Here is a 23,295-nt window from a genome sequence, read left to right as displayed (position 1 = left end):
CTTAATCGGCCGTTAACGATGTGCTTGCGGCAGATCGCGCAGTGCCGACCGGCGCACCTTGCCTGAAGGTGTGCGCGGCAGGTGCTCAAGCATGTGATAGACCTTCGGCCGCTTGTATTCGGCCAGATGCGCTGCCGCGTGCGCGGCCAGGCCGTCGAGGTCGAAATGGGCGGCGTCCACAGGAACGACAAAGGCAGTGATCAGGCTGACGCCGTTGTGTGCGGTCACTGCCGTCACCGCGGCCTCCTGCACCTGCGGAGCTGCGGATAGGACCCGCTCCACTTCCTCCGGCGCTACCCGGTAGCCGAACGCGTTCATCAGGTCGTCGGCCCTGCCTTCGTACCAGTAATAGCCGTCGGCATCCGCTCGCGCCCTGTCGCCTGTCAGGAACCAGTCGCCGCGAAAGGCCGCCCGGGTTTCCTCCGGCCGGTTCCAGTAACCGAGCATCAGTCCCGGCTCGTCCTTGTGAACCGCCAGAAGGCCCGCTTCACCAGGCCTTGCAAAGGCCACATCTTTTTCACCCGCGCCCGGTTCACTTTCGCTCAGGATCGCGACCTTGCGCTCCGGTTGCGGTTTGCCCGGTGAGCCCGGACGGACCGGAACCAGTGGACTGCTGGAAAGATAGGTCGAGATCTCGCTCATGCCGAGCGCCTCGTAAAGCTCCCGTCCGGTGCGGCTTTTCCAGTCCCGGTAAAGACCGGGTGCCAGTGCTTCGCCGGCTGTCAGCCCGTGGCGCAAATCCGCGAAAGATGCCGGCGAAACCTCGCCGTATTTCAGGATGCGCCTGTAGAGACTCGGCACGGCGGCAAAGAGCGTTGCCCGGGTTGCCTTCATGATCCCGGGCCAGAGGTCGGGCTCGCGAGGGCCGTCATAGACGACACTGGTCGCGCCGTTCGCCCAGGGATCCATCAACCCGGCACCGAGCGTATAGGTCCAGTTGAAGGCACCGGCATGCAGCAGCCGGTCCGATGCCCCGAGGCCGTACCAGCCCCGATCCATCGGCCGGCGGGCTTGTGCCGCCCGCTGCGCATGCAGGACGCCCTTCGGCGTGCCGCTGGTGCCGGACGTATAGATAAGGAAGGCGGGATCGTCTGCGCCGGTCTGCGCAAAGCCACCGGGTATTCCCTGCTTCAGCTGCTCGATCCCGTCGGGCCCGAGCATCAATGCGTCAGCCTTCGCTGGCAGAGAGGTGGTGCCGTCGTGCAGCACAAGCCGCGCACCGCTATCGGCCAGAATTGCCGACGCTTCCGAGGAGGTGAGCTGGGAGGAGGTTGGCACGGGCACGAAACCGCCCGCAATCGCACCAAAGAACAGCAGCGGAAAATCGCTGGAATGGCCGATCCTGAGGAGCACCCGGTCTCCGGCCGCGAGATCAAGACCGCGCAGGCCGCTCGCCACCGACAGGACAGCTTCGGTCAGCGCACCGTAGCTCCAGGTCTCCACGAGCTGTCCACCCGCGCCCACCACTTCCAGCGCCGTCTTCTCCGGGTCCGGAGCGGCGCTGGTGAGGCAGTAGCGGGCAAGGTTCATTGCGATTTAGCGGGTCGGAACCGGATGTTCGCCGCGATAGTCGTAGAAACCGCGCTGGGTCTTGCGGCCGAGCCAGCCTGCTTCGACATATTTCACCAGAAGCGGGCACGGACGGTACTTGGTGTCCGCCAGGCCTTCATAAAGCACCTGCATGATGGACAGGCACGTGTCGAGGCCGATGAAGTCTGCCAGCTGCAGCGGGCCCATCGGATGGTTGGCACCAAGACGCATGGCCTTGTCGATGGATTCCACCGAGCCGACGCCTTCATAGAGCGTGTAGATGGCTTCGTTGATCATCGGCAGCAGGATGCGGTTGACCATGAAGGCCGGGAAATCCTCGGCAACGGCAATCTGCTTGCCGAGACGGACGCAGAAGCCCTTGGAAGCTTCGAAGGTCTCGTCTTCCGTGGCGATGCCGCGCACCAGTTCCACCAGCTCCATGATCGGCACCGGATTCATGAAGTGAATGCCGATGAAACGTTCGGGGCGGTCGGTTGTGGCGGCAAGGCGCGTGATCGAGATCGAGGAGGTGTTGGTGGCGAGGATCGCTTCCGGCTTCAGGATCGGGCAGAGCTGGGAGAAGATCTTTCGCTTGACCTGCTCGTTCTCCACCGCCGATTCGATCACCAGGTCGGCATCGCGCAGAAGATCGAGATCTTCCGCCACCTTGATCCGGTCGAGTGCCGCGTCGCGTTCTTCCTCGGTGATCATGGACTTGGAGACCTGGCGGGCCAGATTGCCGTTGATCGAGGCGAGGCCCGACTCGATCCGCTCCATCGACAGGTCGCTCAGACCCACCTCGAAGCCGGCAAGCGCGCACACATGCGCAATGCCGCTGCCCATCTGACCGGCGCCAATCACGCCGACTTTCTTGATTTCGACTGCCATCCTGAAAATCCGATCTCACAAAATGTCCCGGCAAGGCGGGTTGCGGGTATTTTTGGCAAGTCTTGCGCCGAACAGCAAGAACCCCGGAGCGAAAACTGTCATTCGCCCCGGGGTCCGTGATCAATTTGCCGCAGGTCTTACTCGACGGCAGCCTTCAATTCCGGCAGCGCTTCGAAGAGATCTGCGACGAGACCGTAATCCGCGACCTGGAAGATCGGTGCTTCCTCGTCCTTGTTGATCGCGACGATCACCTTGGAATCCTTCATGCCGGCGAGGTGCTGGATGGCACCGGAGATGCCGCAGGCAATGTAGAGGTCCGGGGCGACGACCTTGCCGGTCTGGCCGACCTGCCAGTCGTTCGGGGCATAGCCCGCATCGACCGCGGCGCGCGATGCACCGACGGCAGCACCAAGCGCATCAGCCACCGGCATGATGACTTCCTGGAACTTTTCAGAAGAGCCAAGCGCACGGCCGCCGGAGATGATGATCTTGGCAGACGTCAGCTCCGGACGGTCGGACTTGGAAAGCTCCTCGCCGACGAATTCGGAAAGACCCGCACCGTCCGTACCGGCAACGGTTTCGATCGCGGCCGAACCACCTGCTTCCGCAGCCTGGAATGTCGATGTCCGTACCGTGATGACCTTTTTTGGGTCGGTCGACTTCACGGTCTGGATCGCATTGCCGGCATAGATCGGGCGCTCGAAGGTGTCGGCGTCGATGACGGCGGTCACGTCGGAGATCTGCATCACGTCGAGCAGGGCTGCAACACGCGGCAGGGTGTTCTTGCCGTTGGCGGTGGCAGCCGCCACGATCGCATCGTAAGAGCCTGCAAGGCCGACGATCAGGTCTGCGGTCGGTTCGGCCAGCTGGTGTTCCAGCGCGTCGCTTTCGGCGACCAGCACCTTGGCAACGCCGGAGAGCTTGGAGGCGGCGTCCGCAACGCTCTGGACGCCCTTGCCGGCGACCAGGACATGGACATCGCCGCCCAGGGCGACGGCTGCGCTCAGGGCTTTCGCCGTGGCATCGCTGAGAGCGCCACCGGCATGATCAGCTACAAGAAGTGTTGTCATTGTTTTCCTCCTGCGCCGTCCTTAAAGGACACCGGCTTCGTTCTTGAGTTTGTCGACCAGCTCGGCAACCGAACCGACCTTGACGCCGGCCTGGCGTGCTGCCGGCTCGGCGGTGGAGACGACGGTCAGGCGCGGGGTGGTGTCGACACCGAAATCGGCCGGGGTCTTTTCGTCGATCGGCTTTTTCTTTGCCTTCATGATGTTCGGCAGCGTCGCGTAACGCGGCTCGTTGAGGCGCAGGTCGGTGGTGACGATTGCCGGCAACTTGACCTTGATGGTCTGCAAGCCGCCGTCGACTTCACGGGTGACGTTGGCAGTGCCGTCGCCGAGATCGACCTTGGAGGCAAAGGTGCCCTGGCTCCAGCCGAGGAGGGCCGCCAACATCTGGCCGGTCTGGTTGCAGTCGTCGTCGATCGCCTGCTTGCCGAGGATCACAAGGCCCGGCTGTTCTTCGTCCACGATGGCCTTGAGGATCTTGGCAACCGCCAGCGGCTCGGTGGTGTCGTCGGTCTTGACCAGGATGCCACGGTCGGCGCCCATGGCCAGGCCCGTGCGCAGGGTTTCAGTCGCCTGCTGCGGGCCGACGGAGACGACAATCACTTCCGTTGCCTTGCCGGCTTCCTTCAGCCGCAGGGCTTCTTCGACGGAGATTTCGTCAAACGGGTTCATGGACATCTTGACGTTGGCAAGATCGACGCCAGAACCGTCCGCCTTCACACGGACCTTCACGTTGTAGTCGATGACCCGCTTGACGGGTACGAGGATCTTCATTTGGTCTCAACCTCTTGCTGGGCCGGCTTTCACCGCACCGCATTCTCCGGCTCGCCGCCAGCATGACCTAAAGTCACAAACGGCGGAATTGAGCCAATCGTGGCGCATGGCGGGGGACGGTACTGACCGGCGCGGCAGCTGTCAATTGCGGTAAAAGGTCTAAGGGTGCAATTTGCCGGGACTGGAAAAACGGGCGTCGCAATGTGAACAGTTCGGCGACGCAGCAATGCGGCGAAAACACCCCGTCAAACCCGGTTTTCGCGCCCTGAACCAAAACTGCGCGCGCCTTGTCCGGGCACGCGCAGCCTGACATGCGTCTTGCCGGAAAATCAGATCCCGGGTGTCTGCGGCGAGAATTTGTCGGAGACCGGCTCGGCAAAGACGGTCACCCAGGTGCCGATCTCGTCGCGGCAGGCCGTTCCGCGGATCGACAGATCAAGTCCGCCGAAGGTTGTCTGACGCAGATACTGCCGGCACCAGTGACCGCTCTTGCTGCGATAGGTCTTGATCGGGGTCAGGACCTCGCTCCAGTTGCCTTCCTGGCCGACAAAGACCGGCTCGCCGCTGACCTTGGTCTCAAGCGCGTTCTGGACGGACTGCGCCAGCAGTGCCCGCTCGGTTTCCATATGGGCGGCCAGCGACGAAACGGCATCGTCCATCCGCGACTGCATCCAGTAGGTCGTAAAGGCAAATGTGCCTGCGATCATCACCAGCGCTGCGGCCATCTGAACGAGATGTCCGGTCCAGCCGCTGAGCACAGGGCGATGCGGCGGCGTCTGCCGCTTGGCGAATTCCCTGTCGATCATCGCCTGGAAACGATCCATGCTGGCGTCCGGCACGGGCGAGGCGACCGATTTCTGCAGGAGAATCTGGTCCTGCGACATGGCATCCAGCATGGCTGCGCCGTCGGTGCTCCGCTCGACACGGCGGCGCAGGGCCGTACGTTCCTGTTCGGACCCTTCGCCGTCTAGGATCTTGCCGATATCCTTTGCGAGCAGGACCTGCTCGCGCTTTTCGTCGAATGTCATCACATACCCCCTGGCATGCTGCGCAACCGGACCCCCTGGGGAGCGCCGGTCTCGTCCAGCCATTCTCGCAGTTTCAGCCTGGCGCGGGCGAGACGGCTGGTCACCGTTCCGATCGGCACGCCGAGTTCCTCCGCCACATCCTTGTAGCTTCGGCCTTCGATGGCGATCTTCAGGAGGACCTCCCTGTTGTCCTCCTCAAGTTCGTCGATGAAGGCCTGAACCTTCTGCAGTTCCAGGCTGTTCACCGCAGCCTTCGCGCCGTCGTAGCTGTCTTCGAAATCCAGCATGGCCAGATCGAGGAGCCTCGCCCGGTTGGCACTGTCCCGGACCGAGTTGAAATAAAGATTTTGCAGGATGCGGAACATCCAGCTGTCGAGCCGGGTTGCCGGATCGAACTGATCGAGGGAGCGGATCGCACGTTCGCAGGTCATCTGCACCAGATCGTCTGCCTGATCCGGGTTCCGGCACAGCCTTAACGCAAAACTCCTCAGCTTTGGGAGCAGACGGATCATCTCCGTCTTTAACGAATCTTCAGGCAAGGAGTTCTCCGCACACCGCTCTCAGCGGCACAACACCTGGGCAGCACTTTTGATCCGAATATTTTTAGACTAATTTGGGGAAGAAGAAAGAATGCCCAGGTGTTGTGCAGGCAAGGGTCCGGATACCGCTCTCACACTCGCACCCACCGGCCGCAACCACTGAAGAATACGACTTGAAACCGCAACCAATGACTCACGCCCGCCAGAACACATTGCAAGGACGCCTCTCTGCGATGACCCGGTTTCTGTCGGGCATTGCGGCCGCGGCGCTGGTGTTCTCTCTTGTCTTCTTTAGCCCCTTGATTGACACGAAAGACACCATCGGCGCGGCCGCACAATCCCGCGACCACGGCGGCCGCGACAATGGTGGCCGCGGAGACCGGGGCGGCCGTGCGGGCAATGACCGGGGTGGCCGCGACAACTCTGACCGTGGAGGTCGCGATAGAGGTGGTAACGACCGGGGCGGAAATGACCGGGGTGGCGGCGGCGCCAGCAACAGCGGTGGCGGCGGTGCCTCCAGTGGCGGCAGCCCGTCCGGAAGCGAAAGCAAAAGCAGCCAGGGCGGAAGCAAAAACTCCTCGTCCGCCCCCTCCGGCAATCGTTCGGGTTCGGCTCCAAGTTCCGCCTCCAAGGCGTCTGCGCCCTCCGAAGTTGCTGAACAGCCGGCGGCCGCGACTACCGCAAGCGCTGCCACAGAAAAGCCCGCTTCTGGCGGTTTCCTAGGCAAGATTTTTGGCGAACGTCAGTTCAGCGGCGACAGTGAGCCGTCCGGAAACGCGCTGTCCGAAAGGGAAGAGCGGGAGGCGATCCAGAACGGCTGGCAGTAGATCCAAGAGGCGGGATCGGGCTTGAGAGTTTTTGAATTGCAGATCCCGGCCGGGATCGTGTTTGTGGTGTGTGGCGCGTTTGCCATATCCGGCTGTTCCCTGGTTTCTCAAGACAGCCCGGGAGCCACACCCCAGAGCCCCAAGTTAACCCAAACGACCGAAACCGGGCTGCAATCGTCCGACCAGGCCATGGCAGGCAAGAACCTTCAGGCCGCACTGGAAAATTCGCTTTCTGGCAAACCCCAGCGCTGGGAAAACCCGGCCAGCGGCGCAAGCGGCTCGGCAACACCCCTGAAAACCTGGAAGAACGACGACGGTGCGTTTTGCCGCTCCTATACGGAGAGATACCGCCTGGCATCGGGTCAATCCGTAAACCGCGAGGGCTCCGCCTGCCGGATGTCTAACGCCGTCTGGAAGATCATCTGAAAACGCCCGTGAGAGACGCTTGCGCAGGTTCGGGCAAGCGTCTCCCATTCATTCGGTCACGCTCCCTACGCCTGTGACACTGGCTTGCCTGACGGTTCAGGCGCCGCCTTGTTCAGCAACAGCGTCTTTTCGATCATCTTGCCCATCATCACCCGGGCCAGCGCTGATGGCACGAGGGACCGCATGATCCGGTTTTTCGCCCCGGGCAGGCACACGGACCTGTTCTTTTCAAAGGCGGCGAGGCTTTCCGAAACACATTGCCCGACTGGCATCGGCTTCATCGGCATCTTGTCCCGGTCGAGGCCGAACTTGTCGATGATGGCCGTATCCGTCGGCGGCACGATCATCACCGTCACGTGGATACCGGCAGGCTTGAGTTCCAGATGCAGCGACCGGGCAAGGCTCTGCACATAGGCTTTCGCGCCGGCATCGTTGGCCATGAACGGAATGCCATGCTCCGCCCCCATGGCACCGCCGAAGAGGAGGCCACCGCGGCCCCGCTCCGCCAGCCTGCGGCCAAAGTGGTGGGCGATGTCGAGATGGGACCGGGCGTTCAGCTGCAGATGATAGTGCAACCGGTCCGGCTCAAGCTCCAGGAACCTTGCCGGAAAGCCCGTGCCGGCATTCGAGATCACGGCACCGATATCGAGATCGGCAACCGCATTTGCCAACTCCGCAACGGATCCGGATTCGGAAAGGTCCAGGGCAACGCTTCGGGTCCTGATGCCGTGGTCGCGTTCAAGATCCTGGCAAAGCCCGTCGAGCAGCTGCCTGCGCCGCGCGACGAGGACGATGTTGAGACCCTTCTCGGCCAATTGCCGCGCGAATTCGGCGCCGATCCCCGATGAAGCGCCGGTCACCAGGGCCCAGGGTCCGAAGGTCTTCAACTGGCGTGTCTGCTTGCTCATGTCTGTCTCCGTTGGCGCCACCACCGGCGCATGATCGGGTTTGGGGAAAGTCTGTACCGGCGACTGGCCGTCATTCCGCGGCGGCTGCCTTTTGGTGCCGGATCCAGATGTCTTCGCCGAATTCCGGGTTCGGCGGGGTTCCGGCGAGCGCGTTGGTGTAGTTGGTCATCACCTTCAGCGCGACGCCGAGGACCACTTCCAGCGCCTGGCGCGTCGTGAACCCGGCCGCCAGGAACACCTCCGTATCCGCCCGTCCAACCGCGCCGCGGTTGGTCACCACCCTGGCCGTGAACACCCGCAGCGCTTCCAGCTTCGGGTCGGAAATTGGCCCGCCGGACCTCAGCTCGTCGACAAGACCTGCGGCAAGATCCTGCCGCCGGGCGCCCCAGCTGTGGGCGCTCATGCAGAAGTCGCAATTATGCAGGAAACTCGCCGTCATCAGCACGACGAGCCTTTGCTCCGGGCTGAGCGAGGTCTTCTCGAATTCGCCCGCGGCCGCCTGGTAGCCTTTCAGAAGGGCAGGGGCTTCGGCGAATTTCGCCATCATCGACGGCAGGAAACCGAGACGGCCGCGCATGGCCGCGATCGCCTCACGCACCTCCTTGGGAGCCGTTGTCTCGTCATGAGCCTGGAACAGGTCTGTCATCTTGTCCTCCTTCAGCTTGTGCCGGCAATGCCATGCCGGCCGGGTTTGCCACGTCACTCGGCGGATCCAGTCTGCCGGAGCCGCAGGGCCATCGGGCCGGGCCTTTAGTCCGGGTCACTGGACCGGAACACTGGATCGGACCATTTGGCGAGACAGTCTGGCCGCATCGATTGCCCGCAACGATTGGGCACGCTGTTTCGAAACCGGTCCGGCTCGATGTTCATTTTGTAGTTAGTTAACTAGCTAGATTCAATTCCTGGAAGAGTCAACCCTCGTCGCGGCCGAGGGGACGGTGGGGAAATTCGGCCAATCTTGACAGGTTGGGCAATCTTGACAGTTTGAACCGGCGATGAAATTTATAGGTAGTTAGTTGACTAGGTCACCCAGCCGCAGCCGGACAAGGCGAGGCGGAATGACCTCAGACCGTGAAATCTTTCGGACGGGGCCCGGACCGCAGAGCCGGGCGCCTTTCCGAAATGCAACAGGCCACGCCACCGCCGAACCGACCCGAGGCGACGGTGCGCGATGGGGGACGACCATGCCCAGACCCGCTTCCAACCGGAAGGCCGAGATAACCGAGGCCGCCGCCGGGACCATCTACGAAAAGGGATATACCAGGACGACGCTGGCCGATGTGGCTGAGGCAGCCGGCATTCCCGTCGGCAGCGTCTATTACTATTTCAAGACGCGCGAGGATGTCGCGAGGGGCGTGATCGCCTCCCTTGCCGATCGCTATGCGGAGATGCGCAGCAGCTGGGAGGCGTTGCCGGACCCGCGTGAACGGATCCTCGCCTTTGTCGTGATGACCGCCGGGAACAGCGAGTCTCTGAGCCGCTTCGGCTGCCCGGTCGGCTCGCTTGGAACCGAGCTTGGCAAGCAGGACCAGGCTCTGAGAGCTGAGCTCGCCGCCATCTTCGCCGGGCTCCTCGACTGGCTAACCGGTGAATTCCGGGCGCTTGGCTGTTCTGAAGGGGTCTCCCGCCAGCATGCGGTCCACGTCCTCACCGTCCTGCAGGGCGCCTCGCTCCTGACCCACCTATTCGAGGACCCGGCGGTGATCGAAGGCCAGGTGGACGACCTGACCCGCTATATCCGCGCCGTCGGCAACCCGGAACAGGCCTGAGTAACCGCTCTACTCCGTTCCCCGGTCGAACAGCGGCACGTCCCTGTGGCGGAGGAAAACGATCAGGACCGCGCCTGCGACAAGGCCGCCGAGATGCGCGATCCAGGCGACTTCGCTCTCCGGAGCCGTGACCGCGTTATAGACCTGGTAGAGCACCCAGGCGCCGAGGATCCACATGGCCGAGAGCCGCAAGGGAATGCGGCCCAATGCCAGAACCCAGATCTTGACCCGCGGATGCAGCACCAGATAGGCGGCGACGACACCGGAGACCGCCCCCGATGCCCCGATCAGCGGCACGGCGGAATCCACGTCCACCATGGCATAGGCAAGGCCGCCGGCAATGCCGCACAGGAGATAGAAGATCAGGTAGCGCAGGTGCCCCATGGCATCTTCGACATTGTCGCCGAAGACCCACAGGAACAGCATGTTGCCGATGAGATGCATGAAGCCGCCATGCAGGAAGGCATAGGTCACCAGCGACATCCAGTCCGGCTGCATCTGCAGGGCCGGCGCCAGATCGCGGATGTCGAACAGCACCACCGGAATGAGCCCGAAGGAATAGGACGAGGCCGCGACCGCCTTTTCCGTGCCCGCCTGCTGGTAGAACAGGAAGATCAGCACGTTGGCGGCGATGAGCGCGAGGTTCACATAGGGCCGTGGAACCCGCACCAGCCGGTTCTGATCATGCAGGGGAAGAAACATTCAGGACCCGGCCTCCACCCCTTCAATATGATCCGCCTGCCGCGCTCAGCGGTTTTGACCCGGAACCCAGAGAACGTCCTGGGCCCCCTTGTCGTTGAGATAACGCGAGGCGACGAAGAAATAGTCGGAAAGCCGGTTCATGTAGCGCACGGCTGCCGGGTTGATCTTTTCCCGCGCCGACAGCTCCACCATCAGCCGCTCGGCCCGGCGCGAGACCGTGCGGGCAAGATGCAGATGGGCCGCGGCCGCGCTACCGCCCGGCAGGACGAAGGAGCGCAGCGGCTTCAGATCTCCGTTGAGGGCATCGATGGCTTCTTCCAGCGCCTTCACCTGGCCGTCGGTAATGCGCAGCGGCTCGTAGCCGAGATCCTGGTCCGTCTCCGGCGTTGCCAGATCTGCGCCAAGATCGAAGAGATCGTTCTGGATGCGGCCCAGCACCGTGTCGACTTCTGCCGCGCCCTCGCCCGCCCCGTTGCCCGCACCGTTGCCAGTATGCAGCCTGATGAGGCCGACCACCGCATTGGTCTCGTCAACCGTGCCGTAGGCCTCGATCCTGAGATCGTTCTTCGGCCGCCGTTCGCCGGAGCCGAGGGCCGTCGTGCCGTCGTCGCCGGTCTTCGTATAGATCTTGTTCAGAACAACCATTCAGCCCCGTCCCCTAGCTCTACCGGATCAATCGCAGGTCCTTGACCGGAGCCTAATGCCCGGTCCCGAAAAAGTAGAGGCCGCCCATCACCAGCACAATAACCAGAAACTGCAGGCCGACGCGCCAGCGCATCAGCATCTGCGACCGGTTGGACGGCCCGGCGCGGAACATGTTCCAGATGCCGAGCAGAAGGACAAGGGCGACGGCGGCCATGCCGATGGGAACGAGCGTGTTGATAATGTCTGCCATGTTCTTTTCCTCGAGCGTTTCCAGGCGAAGTGGGAACCGGTTCGCCGTACGGAAACGCGTCAAAACAAACTCTTAGAGCATGTCGAGTGACTCAGTACAAACGAGACATGCTCTGGGTGGGCGAAAGTTCCGCCCGTTATTCTTCGCTGTCGGCCGCCCGGATGCAGAACCGGTCGAGAAGGCCGGTCGGCAGCAGGCGTTTCGCCACGGCCATGACGGTGGTCGGCACCGTCACATGATAGCGCGCTTTCGGCCGCTTCGCCTCCACCGCATGCACCAGCCGTTTGACGACGGCCTCCGGCTGCAGCTTGAAGGGGCCCGGCTCGCCGCGCTCCATGCGCACCCGGCGCTTTTCGTAGGTTTTACGGTGGCGAGAGGCCTGCAGACCTTTATCGCCGATCCACTGATCGAAATTCGCCAGCGCATTCGCCGTGAAGCGGGTGTCGATCGGCCCCGGCTCGATCAGGCTGACTTGCACCCCGGTGCCGGAAAGCTCCTGCCGCAGCGTGTCGGAATAGGCTTCAAGCGCGAATTTTGAGGCCGTATAGGCCCCGCGATATTTCAGGGCCACGAAGCCCAGAACCGACGAGCACTGCACGATGCGGCCGGACCGCCTGGCGATCATACCCGGCAGCAGCCTGTGGGTAAGATCGTGCCAGCCGATGAAATTGGCTTCAAACAGCGCCCGCAGCGCCGCCGTCGGGATGTCCTCCAGGGCGCCCGGCACCGCATAGGCGCCGTTGTTGAAGACAGCGTCGAGCCGCCCTTCCGTCCGCTCCAGCACGGTATCCGCTGTCGCCGCGATGCTCGCCGCATCCTCGTAATCCAGCAGGAAGGCCTCGAAGCCGAGCCCGGTCAGCCGGTCGACGTCCTTCTGCTGGCGGGCGGCGGCAAAAACCCGCCAGTTGCGCCCGCGCAGGATATGCGCCGCCGACGCGCCGATGCCGGACGAGCACCCCGTGATCAGGATCGAGCGTGGCGCGGCAAAGCTCTGGGGGTAATCATCCATTCAAAAAGAAGCCCGGCATAAAAACTTGAGACCGAACTCCTATCAGATTGGCTCCCCGGAAAGCAATTTCGGAACCGGCCCGGCAAAGCCCGCCGCTTCCTTGATGAAATGCGTCTTGAGGCCCGGCATGCGATCAACCAGTCCGAGGCCGAAGTCGCGCACCGCCCGCAAGACGTCATTGTCGTTGGAAAAGAGCCGGTTGAGTACGTCGGTGACGACGCCCATCTGGAACGTGTCGAACCGCCGCCAGCGCTGGTAGCGCTCCAGCACGTCATAGCCGCCAACGTCCTGGCCGAGACGGCGGGCATCGATCAGCACTTCGGCGAGCGCTGCCACGTCCTTGAAGCCGAGGTTCAGCCCCTGGCCGGCAATCGGGTGGATGCCGTGGGCGGCATCGCCGATCAGCGCAAAGCGCGGCTTGACAAAATCGCGCGCCAGCTTCAGCCCCAGCGGATAGGCCCGGCGCGGGCCTGCCAGTTCAAGCGCCCCCAGGTGATGGCCGAAGCGGCGTTCCAGCTCCAGCTCGAAGGTGAAATCGTCGGAGCGCACCAGCCGCTCTGCATCCAGCGTCTTTTCCGTCCAGACCAGCGACGAGCGGTTCTCCGGCAGCGGCAGGATAGCGAAGGGCCCGGCGGGCAGGAAATGCTCTTCCGCCCGGCCGTTATGCGGCCGCTCATGTTTCACCGTCGTCACGATGCCGGACTGGCCATAGTCCCAGTTGACCGTGCGGATACCGGCAAGATCCCTTAAGCGCGAGCGCACCCCGTCGGCGGCGACCAGCAGGCGGCTTTTCAGAACCATGCCGTCTTCCAGCGTCAGGTCCACATGGTCGGGATGGCTGCGGAAGGTTTCGGCGGTGCCGGGGGCGAAGAACTCGACGCCCAGCTTCCTGGCGGCCTCATAGAGCGCCGGCATCATCACGCCGTTCGGCATCATGTGGGCAAAAGGCTCGCCCTCGGTGGTTTCGCCGCCAAAGGTCAGGAACACCGGCCGCACCGCATCCCGCAGCTTGCTGTCGGTGACGATCATCTCGTTGATCGGCTGGGCGGCGCCGGCAATGCCCTCCCAGATGCCGAGCTGGCTCAGCATGCGCGAGGCGGCAGCGGCGATCGCCGAGGCGCGCGGGTCCCTGGCAAGGTCTGCCATGGGCTTCGGATCGACGACGGCGCAGGCAAGACCGGGATCGCCCTGTTTCAGCGCGACGGCCAGCGAAAGGCCCACATAGCCGCCGCCGGCGATCACCACATCGAACATGTCCGTATTCAGGCCCTTATTCGTGCCTGTATTCCTGTCCGGGGCGGCCTTTTTCTTCGCCATCGTCTTTACTCCTTGCCCAACCCCTGTCCCGGGCTAGCCCCAAAGACATCTTGACTTTAACGTCACCTGCCGTCCAAGAGTGCCATGGAACGACGCCTCAACCGGCACGCCCCAAACGGCACCCATCTACCAGCCGCTTAATCAACACTCGTCGGTATAACAAGGATCGCGCGGATGAACACGGCCATTGACAGCCTTCTTCAGATTCTCGACCTGGAACCGCTGGAACGCAACCTGTTCCGTGGTCGCAGCCCCCAGGTCGGCTGGCAGCGCGTTTTCGGCGGCCAGGTGATCGGCCAGGCCCTCGTCGCGGCCTCCCGCACGGTCGTCGAAGACCGGCATGTGCACTCCTTGCATGGCTATTTCCTGCGGCCGGGCGATCCCGCCGTGCCGATCATCTACGAGGTCGACCGCATCCGCGACGGCGGCAGCTTCACCACCCGCCGGGTGGTGGCGATCCAGCATGGCGAGGCGATCTTTTCCATGTCCGCCTCCTTCCAGGTGATCGAGGAAGGCCTGGAACACCAGACCGGCATGCCGGAGGTTCCGGCGCCGGAAGACCTGCCGAGCGAACAGGAGCTGAAGGAGAAGTTTCTTTCGCATGCGCCGGAAAACATCCGCCGCTACTGGGAGCGCGAACGGCCGATCGAGATGCGCCCGGTCGACATGACCCATTATTTCTCAAAAAAGCCCCTGCCGCCGCAGCAATATGTCTGGGTGCGCGCTACGGGCAAGCTGCCCGACGACGAGCGCATCCACCAGTGCGTGCTCGCCTATGCCTCCGACATGACGCTGCTCGACACGTCCCTCTTTCCCCACGGCACTTCCGTCTTTAGCCCCAAGATCCAGGCCGCCAGCCTCGACCACGCCATGTGGTTCCACCGCCCCTTCCGCACCGACGACTGGCTGCTTTACGCCACCGACAGCACGTCGAGTTCAGGCTCGCGCGGCATCAACCGGGGCTCGCTGTTCACGCGCGAGGGCGTGCTGATTGCCTCGACGGCGCAGGAGGGGTTGATCAGGGTGCGGGCTAAGGAGTGAGGCGCGTCGCCATTTCGGTCATTCGCAGGATTTCGACCTAATCTGCAAAGCTGCCGTTCGCAGCACGCTGATCCAATACCTTGAAAGGGCGGGAAGCGGAAAATCGCTGCGATCCATGCAAATGACCAAAAAGAGCCCTGACTTTCAGCGATTTGGCGTCAAAAATCAAAAAATCTGCCAAACCCGTTAGTCGTTCTCCAAATAGAGTGTTGGCTTCATTGCGGTCGTTTAGCCTCACTTGACAGCCATTCGACGCTTGTCATTCGATTTGTACCCGCATTCCGCTTGGAGTTGATCGAATTTATCAATTTCGACGACACCTAGGCTTGCAAAACCTTAGACTGCAAGAATTTGGAGTAGGTTAATATGGGCAATAGGGCGAAGCTTTCTCGCGATGGTGTCTGCAAACTGACGGGAGAACGAGGCACGTTTGTTGACTCGCATCTTTTGCCGAAAGCGCTCACTAAGGCTGAAGGCCTTGCTCCTGGTCTTGTCCAGTTCGGAAACGGTCGCAAGGAGAAGCGATCAAGCAGTTGGTACGATCAGCATCTTGTGGTCGCCGAGGGCGAAAAAATTTTGGCTCACTATGACGATTGGGCGATCAGGATTCTTCGCAAACACGCAATGGTTTGGAGCGGTTGGGGACCACGTATTTCTCTCAACGATTATGACGAGTTTCCAGGCTCGCCGTGGGGTCTCAGATCAGTTTCCGGAGACAACTGGAAAAAGTTGCGACTTTTCTTTCTCAGCTTGCTTTGGAGAGCTGCAGCTACCAGTCGGCCGGAGTTCAATGAGATCCAAATCCCTGCTGATCATCTCGAACGGCTGAGACAGATGGTACTCAACGGTGATCCGGAACCAGTAGCTTTTTATGCGATTAGCCTGACACAGATCTCGACAATCGGGATAAGGCACAACCATGCTCCGATCGCTTTCACGAAAACAATTCCTTCATTGGAAGAAGGGCAGGCAGCCATTGAAGAGCCAACGTTTCGCTTCTATTTCGATGGACTTATCATTCACTTTTCCCGGCTCAGTACCGAACAAAACCAAGCTCGGGATCTTGGGCCTCTTGTCGTTGGGGCTGAAGATACCATTACGCTATCAACTATCGAGTTTGAGCGTTCGGCACAGGCGCAGAATTTCGCTATTGTTGGTATGGAAGCGGAACTCGGACGACCGCTGTTCGAAATCCCCTATGGCCCATTTTCGCCCGAGCGCAAGATATTCTGAGATTTCAGTCCAACAGTGGTTCCAACATCACCAACGCTGACTACCAAATGGACGAACATGATCGGTGGCATTTGCCTGCTTGCAGTCTAAAAGCAGCCTTTCACGCCGTTTGTTGGATGAGCGTTTGGCCATACTTTTTTGAATTGTAGCTTTTGAAACATAGTTGTACGCCAGCCCTCTGGCATTGTGAGCTGTAAAGCTTTCGGGTAGCCTTGCTTTGCCTAAAGCGGAACATTTGAAATGGATTGGTTGAGCGGTTTCATTCTTGGATTTGCAGCTGATTTATTTCGATCAGTATTCATGCCTGCTACCACCGAGTGGCTAAACAAGTTCATCCCTTCGGCCAAAAAGAAGGCCAACGTCGAGGACAACTTGTTAATTCTGCAAATTATGGAGAAACTCAAGGCTCTTGGCAAAGATCCAAAGCTAGCCGTACATGCCCGAGATGAATCCACGAAATTTTTAAGTGTGCTCACTAACCAGCAAGAAGCTTTCGTTGATAACGCAGTTGAAGTTATCGAAAGCACCTATATGACGCAGGCTGAGATGAACGCAGAGGCATTTCGGCGCGCAGACGTCGCCAGACAACAGATGGAAAGAGCTATTATTGCACTCGAAAAGTCAGGTTGGCTGGAAGAGAAGCAGCTCTTAGCCCTGAAGGACGCACAAGAAAACTGGGAACAGTATGCAAAGTCACAAGCCGAGTTCGCTGCGGCGGAATTCGACGGTGGCTCCATGGCAACACTGATTTTTTCAAGCGAACTTGAAGCAGTCACTATTAGCAGAACAGGCGAATTGAAGCGAATGTTACAAGAGATGCGTTCACGCTACAGCGATGAAGTCGAAACTTAGAAGGGAAGTGAAGGCCAGCAAGCGGGAGAGACGTTCTATCGGATAGCTTGCAGCTATCACGAGGTAATCTTTTATGACAAGGGATCGTGCAGGTCGTTGATGTTTCGATTTATCGACCTAAGAGATGCTGCATAACCCGCACTATTGTCGTCGCTAGGAATGTTACTGCCGCCACATAACTCAAGAAGAGTGCAGACCACACGATCAAGATCTCGTGTTTCGGCCATATCTTGTCTGTATTTCCTGTGAAGTCGGCAATAAGCAGGCTGCAACCTTGCTCGGGATTTCTGGCAAGATGGTTCGCAGCATCAGCCAAATAGGTCCAGCCTATCGCCATCCGATTGTCGGAAAACGGGCAGCTGAATTGTGCACTTAAGAGAAAGTAAACAATTGCGGATACAAGTGCCAGTGGCACGATCCGCGTGAAAGTTGCACGCTGCTCAAGGCTTCTCCCCGCCATGATACTCCCAATGCCAGCCGCAACAACGATGGTCACCAAAAAGTTAACTACTTCAGGTGTCTGTCCTGCCTCGCGCCAAAGCGTGGGAGGACTTGCAACGATGCCTGCGATAATAGTCGTAACAAAAGCGGCCAAAGTTGACGCAGCAACCCAACCTGCCTTTAGCTCTTTTGTTAAGTCTTCAAGCTTCATTTTAGGGAACCAAACAAATGATGGGCCCCTTTTGGCCTAGTATTCCAACGCTTACTTCTTGGCGCTGGACAACCTTGCCGTCCTGGATTGCCATCATCTCGTATCTACCAGGAGCAAGAGATCCCTCACTCGGGTTAGTTGGATTGTTGAAGGTAATTAAAGGATTGCCACCCGCCATATACCTGGGACTAAAGCCAATAAAATAGCCGTCGACCTCGCTACCGTTCTTCATTGTCCTAACATCTACAGCAACTTCGCTATACGCAGCGGCAGTGACGACAGCTCCAGCCGATTTTTCTCTAATATAATTAGCTTTCAGCATTAAATCTTCTTCAACGTAACCAACAATATCAAGCGAGTATTGATTATTAGGCGCGGCTGCGGCCTTTTGTAATAGTGATTTATTGTGCTCCATCGTTAGCTGAAATCGGTCTGTGGGCGGGCCGCCGGCCTTGTCAAAACTTTCCGCTATGAAATCCCATTCCACAGAAATTACTTCGACAGCTTTGGCTAGCTCTGGCCAATCCGTTTCCTTGAGCTGAATAAGGGCATCCGTCGGCTGCGCTAACGGCATAACATCTTGTGCGGCAGCGCCCGCCACTAGGAGCAAACTTGTCGCTATCGCAAAGCAAAATGATCGAACGCGCTGCATCTGAATTCCCCCAACAACCGAACATTTCGAGTATATCCAAACAATTGAAAAATGGGTAGGGACTACCACACTGCCGCGACCTAGCGTTCAGATACCGGTGGCCCCTTCGCTTAACATTCACGGCTTTTAGCTTGAGCCCCATCGAACGCTACGAGTCGCCATATCTGCCGCATGAAAGACATCAACAAGCATCGTCAGTGAGTGAAATACATACTCAACGCCACAGAACACGCCATGCCACCTTCCATTCCCCCCAAACCAAGTCTCCCCGCCTCAATTTCCCGCCCTCCCCAACACCCGCACTGTAACTTTTCTCGCCTCCGAAATGCGACATAAGTCACTCCCAGACATTTCAATCGATTAGTCTTCAAACACCTTCTGGACATTTGGTTTGCACTGCAGCTAAACCCCGGGCGCGGGCGAAAGACTTGAGCCCACCGGGAAGCTTCAAAAAGACAATCAAGGAGATGTTGGCGGTTATGGACAATCACTTCGACAACTGGAAGGACCAGCAATCCGCCGCCGAGCAGATGATCCCGCTGGTGGGGCTTCTCTACCGCGACTACGGCATCAACATCCGCATCTTCGGCCGCCGCCTTTTGAACAACTCCGCCATCGAGATCCTGAAAGCGCACCGCTATGCGCTGCAGATCACCGGCCAGGAGCTGGACGTCACCAGGAGCCTTGAGATCGTCAAGGCGATGCTGGAGATGGACCTGGCCGCCTCCCGCGTTGATCTCGGCAAGCTGTGCCACCGCTTCATGGAAGAGGGCGGCGACGTCAAGAGCTTCGTCGCGCGGGAGCTGGCCAGCGTCAACACCGGCAAGGCCACCATCCTGCCGGAACCGCAGGACGTCGTTCTTTATGGCTTCGGCCGCATCGGCCGCCTGCTCGCCCGCATGCTGATTGAGCGCGTCGGCGCCGGCAACAAGATGCGCCTGCGCGCCATCGTCGTGCGCGGCGGCAAGGCGGGGGACCTGAAAAAACGCTCCAGCCTGCTGCGGCGGGACAGCGTCCACGGCGCCTTCAGCGGGTCTATTACTGTTGACGAAGAAAACAACGCCATCATCGCCAACGGCAACACCATCAAGGTGATCTATGCCAATTCGCCCGCCGAGGTGGACTACACAAAGTTTGGCATCAGGAATGCGCTGGTGGTCGACAACACCGGCATCTGGCGCGACGAGGACGGCCTTGGCAAGCACCTGAAATGCCCGGGCGCCGCGAAGGTGATCCTGACCGCGCCGGGCAAGGGCAGCATCAAGAACATCGTCTATGGCGTCAACCACGGCGACATCACGGCCGCTGACCGCATCCTGAGCGCGGCCTCCTGCACCACCAACGCCATCACGCCGGTCTTGAAGGTGATCAACGACGAGTTCGGCATCGAGAACGGCCACGTGGAAACCATCCACGCCTTCACCAACGACCAGAACCTGATCGACAACTACCACAGCGGCGACCGCCGCGGCCGTGCAGCACCGCTGAACATGGTCTTGACCAGCACGGGCGCGGCCAGCGCCGTCGCCAAGTGCCTGCCGGAAATGAAGGGCAAGCTGACCGGCAACGCGGTGCGGGTGCCGATCCCCAATGTCTCCATGGCGATCCTCAACCTCAACCTGAAGCGCGAGACGACGGCCAGGGAAATGAACGACTACCTGCGCGGCATTTCCGTCCAGTCGCCGATGCAGGACCAGATCGACTACACGGCGTCCACCGAACTGGTTTCCTCCGACCTCGTCGGCTCCACCCATGCCGGCGTGGTCGACAGCCAGGCCACCATCGTCGACGGCAACCGCCTGGTTCTCTACGTCTGGTACGACAACGAAGCCGGCTACAGCACCCAGGTCATCCGCCTGATGCAGGAAGTCGCCGGCATGAAATACCCGAGCGTTCCGGCGTAAACCGGGGCGTCAACCCGCCACTCCCTCATCCTGAGGAGGGCCGAGAGGCCCGTCTCGAAGGATGGGCCGCCTGGCTCCGGAGTGTGTGGCCGATCCTTCGAGACGCCCGGCGTTGCTGGGCTCCTCAGGATGAGGCGGAATGGGTGGAGGGGCTGATTTGGCCCTGATTTTTTGCCCTGTTCACTTCACCAGGCCAGTCATCTCCACAGCCTTGCCGCCCCAAAAACCTCATCCTGAGGAGGGCCGCCTGCCTGAAAAAACTCCCTTAAGTTTCAGGACCGTGATACGCAACTTGCATGAGCGCAACCGTCTATATCCTCAAATGCTCCAACGGCAGCTACTACACCGGAGTCACCAAAAAAGATCTCGAAAGCCGGGTGAGCGAGCATCAGCAGGGACTTTATGACGGATACACGGCTCGGCATCGGCCTGTCGAACTCGTCTTCAACTGCCATTTCGAACGCATAACCGAAGCGATTGAGTGCGAACGGCAAATAAAGGGATGGCGGCGGGAGAAGAAAGAGGCGCTGATCCGCGGCGACTTCGAGCTTCTGCCTGAATTGTCAAAGCGGGGCAGGAAGTCAAGGAAAGACTGAGCAAGTAGCCGATCCTTCGAGACGCTGCTGCGCAGCTCCTCAGGATGAGGCTGAGGTGGTGGTGAGGCTGTCCTGGTGGAACTGGTAACTCACCGCAGCGGGCTGGTGTAGCCCGGTCATCCCCACAGCCTTGCCCACCCCAAAATCCTCATCCTGAGGAGGGTCGAAAGGCCCGTCTCGAAGGATGGGCCGCTTGTTCCTGAGTGCGTGGCCGATCCTTCGAGACGCTGCTGCGCAGCTCCTCAGGATGAGGCTGAACTGGTGGTAAGGCTGTCCTGGTGTGGATCTGCATCTCACCGCAGGGGTTGGTGAACCCCGGTCAAACCCACAGCAATGCCACCCCAAAACCTCATCCTGAGGAGGGCCGAGAGGCCCGTCTCGAAGGATGGGCCGCTTGGCTCTGAGTGTGTGGCCGATCCATCGAGACGCTGCTGCGCAGCTCCTCAGGATGAGGCTGAGTTGGTGGTGGGGCTGTCCTTGAGTGGTCGCACAACTCACCGCAGCGGGCTGGTGTAGCCCGGTCATCCCCACAGCCTTGCCACCCCAAAAACCTCATCCTGAGGGGGTCGAGACGCCCGGCTTTGCCGGGCTCCCCAGGATGAGGCGGAATGGGTGGAGGGGCTGTCTTGGTCTCTGATTTTTTTCCCTGTTCACCTCACCAGGCCGGTCATCCCCACAGCCTTGCCCACACCAAAAACCTCATCCTGAGGAGGGCCGAGAGGCCCGTCTCGAAGGATGGGCCGCTTGTTCCTGAGTGCGTGGCCGATCCTTCGAGACGCCCGGCTTCGCCGGGCTCCTCAGGATGAGGCTGAGTTGGTGGTCGGGCTGTCCTTGAGTGGTCGCACAACTCACCGCAGCGGGCTGGTGAAGCCCGATACTGCCAACGGATTTTCCGTGAGGGCCTGGTGATCCGGTGTGTCGGGCAGGAGAGCACCCGAAAAAGCCTCGAACATCTTGCGCACGAAGCCTTCCGGCAGGTCCTTGGTGATGAAGACCATGCGGGTGCGGTGGTCGTCGTCCGGCCAGGCGGCGAGGGTTGCCGGCGGGTGGAAGACGTGCTGGACGCCGTGGATGACGACGGGCCGGTCCGGATCTTCCCGCAGCTGCACGATGCCCTTGACCCGAAGCAGCTTCGGCCCGTGAGCGGAGCGCAACAGATCCAGGAACATTTCCAGCGCCGAGGCCGGCACCGGCCGGTCCGTCGACAGGGTGAAGGCGCGGATCGAGTCGCTGTGGCGGTTCACGTCGTGATGATGGTGCCCGTGATCGTGCCCGTGGTGATGATCATGATGCCCATGATCATGCGGCGCCTCATAGGCTTCCGCGTTGAGCCAGGCAGCGACATCCGGGATTTTGCTTTTCGGGTCGTAGAGCCCCGCATTGAAGAGATTGTCCGGGGTCGCGTCGCCGAACTGCGCGTCCAGGCGTTTCGCCCCGGGGTTCAGACCCAGAAGCTGCTGCGTCAGCGCCTCGAAACCAGCCCGGGCGTCCGCGCTTTCCAGAAGATCGGTCTTGGTGAAGACCAACCGGTCGGCAACGGCGGCCTGCTTGCGGGCTTCTTCATGCTCGTCCAGCGTCGAGAGGCCGTTGACCGCATCGACCAGCGTGATGACGCTTTCCAGGCGGTAGCGCATCACCAGATAGGGATGCAGCATCACCGTGTGCAGGATCGGCGCCGGATCGGCAAGGCCTGTCGTCTCGACGATGACGCGGCTGAGCTTCTCGGCGCGGCCGTTGTCCAGCCGGCGCAACAGGTTTTCCAGCGTCGTCACCAGGTCGCCGCGGATGGTGCAGCACAGGCACCCGGAGGCCAGTTCGACAATGCCGTCGCCCGCCTGGTCGACAAAGAGGTGATCGAGGCCGATCTCGCCGAATTCGTTGATGATGACCGCCGTATCCGCCATCGCCGGGTCCTTCAGGATCCGGTTCAAAAGCGTGGTCTTGCCCGCGCCCAGAAAACCGGTCAGGACGGAAAGCGGAATAGGGGGCTTCGGGCCGCGTTGTGCGGTGCCTGGCGAGATGCCTAACAAAGTGCCTTCTGGGGCCGGTGTCGGCGAGGCCATGACGTGTCTCCGTTTGGTGCCGCATCAACAGCAGCTCTTGGCGAAACACATAGGCCGAGTGACGGGCCAGCGCAATCGATGCCCCCGCTTTCAAGTGTCACACCGGTTGGTTCGGACAGGAGTGGAGACTTTCATCTCAGGAGGCCGCCTGAGAGACCAAGTCACCTCTCCCATTGGGAGAGGTCGGCGGACCGCGCCGGGTGAGGGGGCAGAAGCTCGTGTGTTCCGGAGAGGTTCGCCCCTCACCCTAACCCTCTCCTATCCTTACGTTTCGGGGGGAGAGGGAGTTGACCCGTGCCCTTTTCAGCGGCTTTGGGGCCGGCAAAGACAGACCATGCGGAAAACCGCAGGTGTCACCCCGGGCGAGCATCGCGAGACCCGGGGCCTACTCGTTTCCAGAGAGGGGGAGCGGGCAGAGCGTCTTCCGCAAACGTCGCGTGCTGTCGCAAGTGGCGTTGCGAGTAGGCCCCGGATCTGCGCTGCGCTTGTCCGGGGTGACTTCGAGGGGGAGGCATGGAAGGCACGCGATCATGACGTCGCGAATATGCCGGTGCCATCAATGCGAATGCAGGTCTATCGCATTTGATTGCACCGGAAAGCGGGGTCCCCAAGTCACCTCTCCC

General features: G+C 60.8%; 24 protein-coding genes. 8 read left to right on the top strand and 16 right to left on the bottom strand.

Translation table 11 applies throughout. The features are described from left to right. Positions 1-12: 12 nt before the first annotated feature. From ACX3M4_RS18890 to ACX3M4_RS18865, 6 genes are all read right to left on the bottom strand, one after another. Positions 13-1,530, bottom strand: coding sequence for a class I adenylate-forming enzyme family protein (locus ACX3M4_RS18890; RefSeq protein ID WP_459354532.1), 1,518 nt, complete (start codon positions 1,528-1,530; stop codon positions 13-15). 6 nt (positions 1,531-1,536) lie between these two features. After that, positions 1,537-2,418 carry a 3-hydroxybutyryl-CoA dehydrogenase gene (locus ACX3M4_RS18885; RefSeq protein ID WP_459354531.1) on the bottom strand — a complete coding sequence of 294 codons (882 nt, stop codon included), beginning with the start codon at positions 2,416-2,418 and terminating at the stop codon, positions 1,537-1,539. 137 nt (positions 2,419-2,555) lie between these two features. Beyond that, entirely contained in the window at positions 2,556-3,488 is a 933-nt protein-coding gene (locus ACX3M4_RS18880) for an electron transfer flavoprotein subunit alpha/FixB family protein (RefSeq protein ID WP_459354530.1), read from the bottom strand. Positions 3,489-3,509: 21 nt separating this feature from the next. Further along, positions 3,510-4,259 carry an electron transfer flavoprotein subunit beta/FixA family protein gene (locus ACX3M4_RS18875; RefSeq protein WP_459354529.1) on the bottom strand — a complete coding sequence of 250 codons (750 nt, stop codon included), beginning with the start codon at positions 4,257-4,259 and terminating at the stop codon, positions 3,510-3,512. Between the two features lie 329 nt (positions 4,260-4,588). Next, the gene (locus ACX3M4_RS18870; protein WP_459354528.1) at positions 4,589-5,287 is read right to left on the bottom strand and encodes a hypothetical protein; all 699 of its coding nucleotides are present in this window, start codon (positions 5,285-5,287) and stop codon (positions 4,589-4,591) included. Continuing rightward, positions 5,287-5,799 (bottom strand): RNA polymerase sigma factor, encoded by a 513-nt coding sequence (locus ACX3M4_RS18865; RefSeq protein WP_459354527.1) that lies wholly within the window; start codon positions 5,797-5,799, stop codon positions 5,287-5,289. Before ACX3M4_RS18865 ends, ACX3M4_RS18870 begins: the two co-directional genes overlap by 1 nt. Positions 5,800-6,059: 260 nt before the next feature. Between ACX3M4_RS18865 and ACX3M4_RS18860 the strand changes: the two genes are divergently transcribed. Further along, a complete protein-coding gene (locus tag ACX3M4_RS18860) occupies positions 6,060-6,653 on the top strand; it encodes a hypothetical protein (protein ID WP_459354526.1) in 594 nt (197 codons plus the stop codon). A gap of 36 nt (positions 6,654-6,689) precedes the next feature. After that, the gene (locus ACX3M4_RS18855) at positions 6,690-7,079 is read left to right on the top strand and encodes an RT0821/Lpp0805 family surface protein (protein ID WP_459354525.1); all 390 of its coding nucleotides are present in this window, start codon (positions 6,690-6,692) and stop codon (positions 7,077-7,079) included. A gap of 65 nt (positions 7,080-7,144) precedes the next feature. Here the strand turns inward: ACX3M4_RS18855 and ACX3M4_RS18850 are convergent, their stop codons facing one another. Continuing rightward, a complete protein-coding gene (locus ACX3M4_RS18850; protein WP_459354524.1) occupies positions 7,145-7,987 on the bottom strand; it encodes an SDR family NAD(P)-dependent oxidoreductase in 843 nt (280 codons plus the stop codon). A 70-nt stretch (positions 7,988-8,057) separates the two neighbouring features. After that, entirely contained in the window at positions 8,058-8,633 is a 576-nt protein-coding gene (locus ACX3M4_RS18845; protein WP_459354523.1) for a carboxymuconolactone decarboxylase family protein, read from the bottom strand. 538 nt (positions 8,634-9,171) lie between these two features. On the opposite strand from ACX3M4_RS18845, the gene ACX3M4_RS18840 reads away from it, so the two are divergent. Further along, entirely contained in the window at positions 9,172-9,756 is a 585-nt protein-coding gene (locus tag ACX3M4_RS18840; RefSeq protein ID WP_459354522.1) for a TetR/AcrR family transcriptional regulator, read from the top strand. Positions 9,757-9,765: 9 nt separating this feature from the next. Here ACX3M4_RS18840 and ACX3M4_RS18835 read toward each other — a convergent pair whose 3' ends face one another. The 5 genes from ACX3M4_RS18835 to ACX3M4_RS18815 form a co-directional block, all read right to left on the bottom strand. After that, positions 9,766-10,458 (bottom strand): rhomboid family intramembrane serine protease, encoded by a 693-nt coding sequence (locus ACX3M4_RS18835; protein WP_459354521.1) that lies wholly within the window; start codon positions 10,456-10,458, stop codon positions 9,766-9,768. Between the two features lie 45 nt (positions 10,459-10,503). Beyond that, positions 10,504-11,103: a cob(I)yrinic acid a,c-diamide adenosyltransferase gene (locus ACX3M4_RS18830; RefSeq protein ID WP_459354520.1), complete on the bottom strand. Its 600-nt coding sequence runs from the start codon at positions 11,101-11,103 to the stop codon at positions 10,504-10,506. 52 nt (positions 11,104-11,155) lie between these two features. Then, a complete protein-coding gene (locus ACX3M4_RS18825) occupies positions 11,156-11,353 on the bottom strand; it encodes a twin transmembrane helix small protein (protein ID WP_459354519.1) in 198 nt (65 codons plus the stop codon). Between the two features lie 136 nt (positions 11,354-11,489). After that, positions 11,490-12,362 carry an SDR family NAD(P)-dependent oxidoreductase gene (locus ACX3M4_RS18820; protein ID WP_459354518.1) on the bottom strand — a complete coding sequence of 291 codons (873 nt, stop codon included), beginning with the start codon at positions 12,360-12,362 and terminating at the stop codon, positions 11,490-11,492. A gap of 42 nt (positions 12,363-12,404) precedes the next feature. Next, positions 12,405-13,616, bottom strand: a complete 1,212-nt coding sequence (locus ACX3M4_RS18815; RefSeq protein WP_459359461.1) for a ubiquinone biosynthesis hydroxylase — start codon at positions 13,614-13,616, stop codon at positions 12,405-12,407. Positions 13,617-13,853: 237 nt separating this feature from the next. Between ACX3M4_RS18815 and tesB the strand changes: the two genes are divergently transcribed. From tesB to ACX3M4_RS18800, 3 genes are all read left to right on the top strand, one after another. Next, entirely contained in the window at positions 13,854-14,720 is an 867-nt protein-coding gene (gene tesB / locus ACX3M4_RS18810; protein WP_459354517.1) for an acyl-CoA thioesterase II, read from the top strand. A gap of 366 nt (positions 14,721-15,086) precedes the next feature. Further along, the gene (locus ACX3M4_RS18805) at positions 15,087-15,953 is read left to right on the top strand and encodes a hypothetical protein (RefSeq protein WP_459354516.1); all 867 of its coding nucleotides are present in this window, start codon (positions 15,087-15,089) and stop codon (positions 15,951-15,953) included. Between the two features lie 240 nt (positions 15,954-16,193). Continuing rightward, entirely contained in the window at positions 16,194-16,805 is a 612-nt protein-coding gene (locus tag ACX3M4_RS18800) for a lysozyme inhibitor LprI family protein (protein WP_459354515.1), read from the top strand. A gap of 109 nt (positions 16,806-16,914) precedes the next feature. Here the strand turns inward: ACX3M4_RS18800 and ACX3M4_RS18795 are convergent, their stop codons facing one another. Beyond that, the gene (locus tag ACX3M4_RS18795; protein ID WP_459354514.1) at positions 16,915-17,457 is read right to left on the bottom strand and encodes a hypothetical protein; all 543 of its coding nucleotides are present in this window, start codon (positions 17,455-17,457) and stop codon (positions 16,915-16,917) included. Between the two features lies 1 nt (position 17,458). Further along, the gene (locus ACX3M4_RS18790; RefSeq protein WP_459354513.1) at positions 17,459-18,109 is read right to left on the bottom strand and encodes a hypothetical protein; all 651 of its coding nucleotides are present in this window, start codon (positions 18,107-18,109) and stop codon (positions 17,459-17,461) included. Between the two features lie 479 nt (positions 18,110-18,588). Between ACX3M4_RS18790 and ACX3M4_RS18785 the strand changes: the two genes are divergently transcribed. Both ACX3M4_RS18785 and ACX3M4_RS18780 read left to right on the top strand, forming a co-directional pair. After that, positions 18,589-20,013 (top strand): glyceraldehyde-3-phosphate dehydrogenase, encoded by a 1,425-nt coding sequence (locus tag ACX3M4_RS18785; RefSeq protein ID WP_459354512.1) that lies wholly within the window; start codon positions 18,589-18,591, stop codon positions 20,011-20,013. Between the two features lie 296 nt (positions 20,014-20,309). Beyond that, entirely contained in the window at positions 20,310-20,609 is a 300-nt protein-coding gene (locus tag ACX3M4_RS18780) for a GIY-YIG nuclease family protein (RefSeq protein WP_459354511.1), read from the top strand. A gap of 848 nt (positions 20,610-21,457) precedes the next feature. Here ACX3M4_RS18780 and ACX3M4_RS18775 read toward each other — a convergent pair. Then, positions 21,458-22,672, bottom strand: a complete 1,215-nt coding sequence (locus tag ACX3M4_RS18775) for a CobW family GTP-binding protein (RefSeq protein ID WP_459354510.1) — start codon at positions 22,670-22,672, stop codon at positions 21,458-21,460. Between the last annotated feature and the right edge of the window lie 623 nt (positions 22,673-23,295).

It is taken from the genome of Roseibium sp. M-1, from assembly GCF_054515675.1.
The sequence above is the reverse complement of the archived record's forward strand: the minus strand, read 5'-3'. Positions and strand labels throughout refer to the sequence as shown.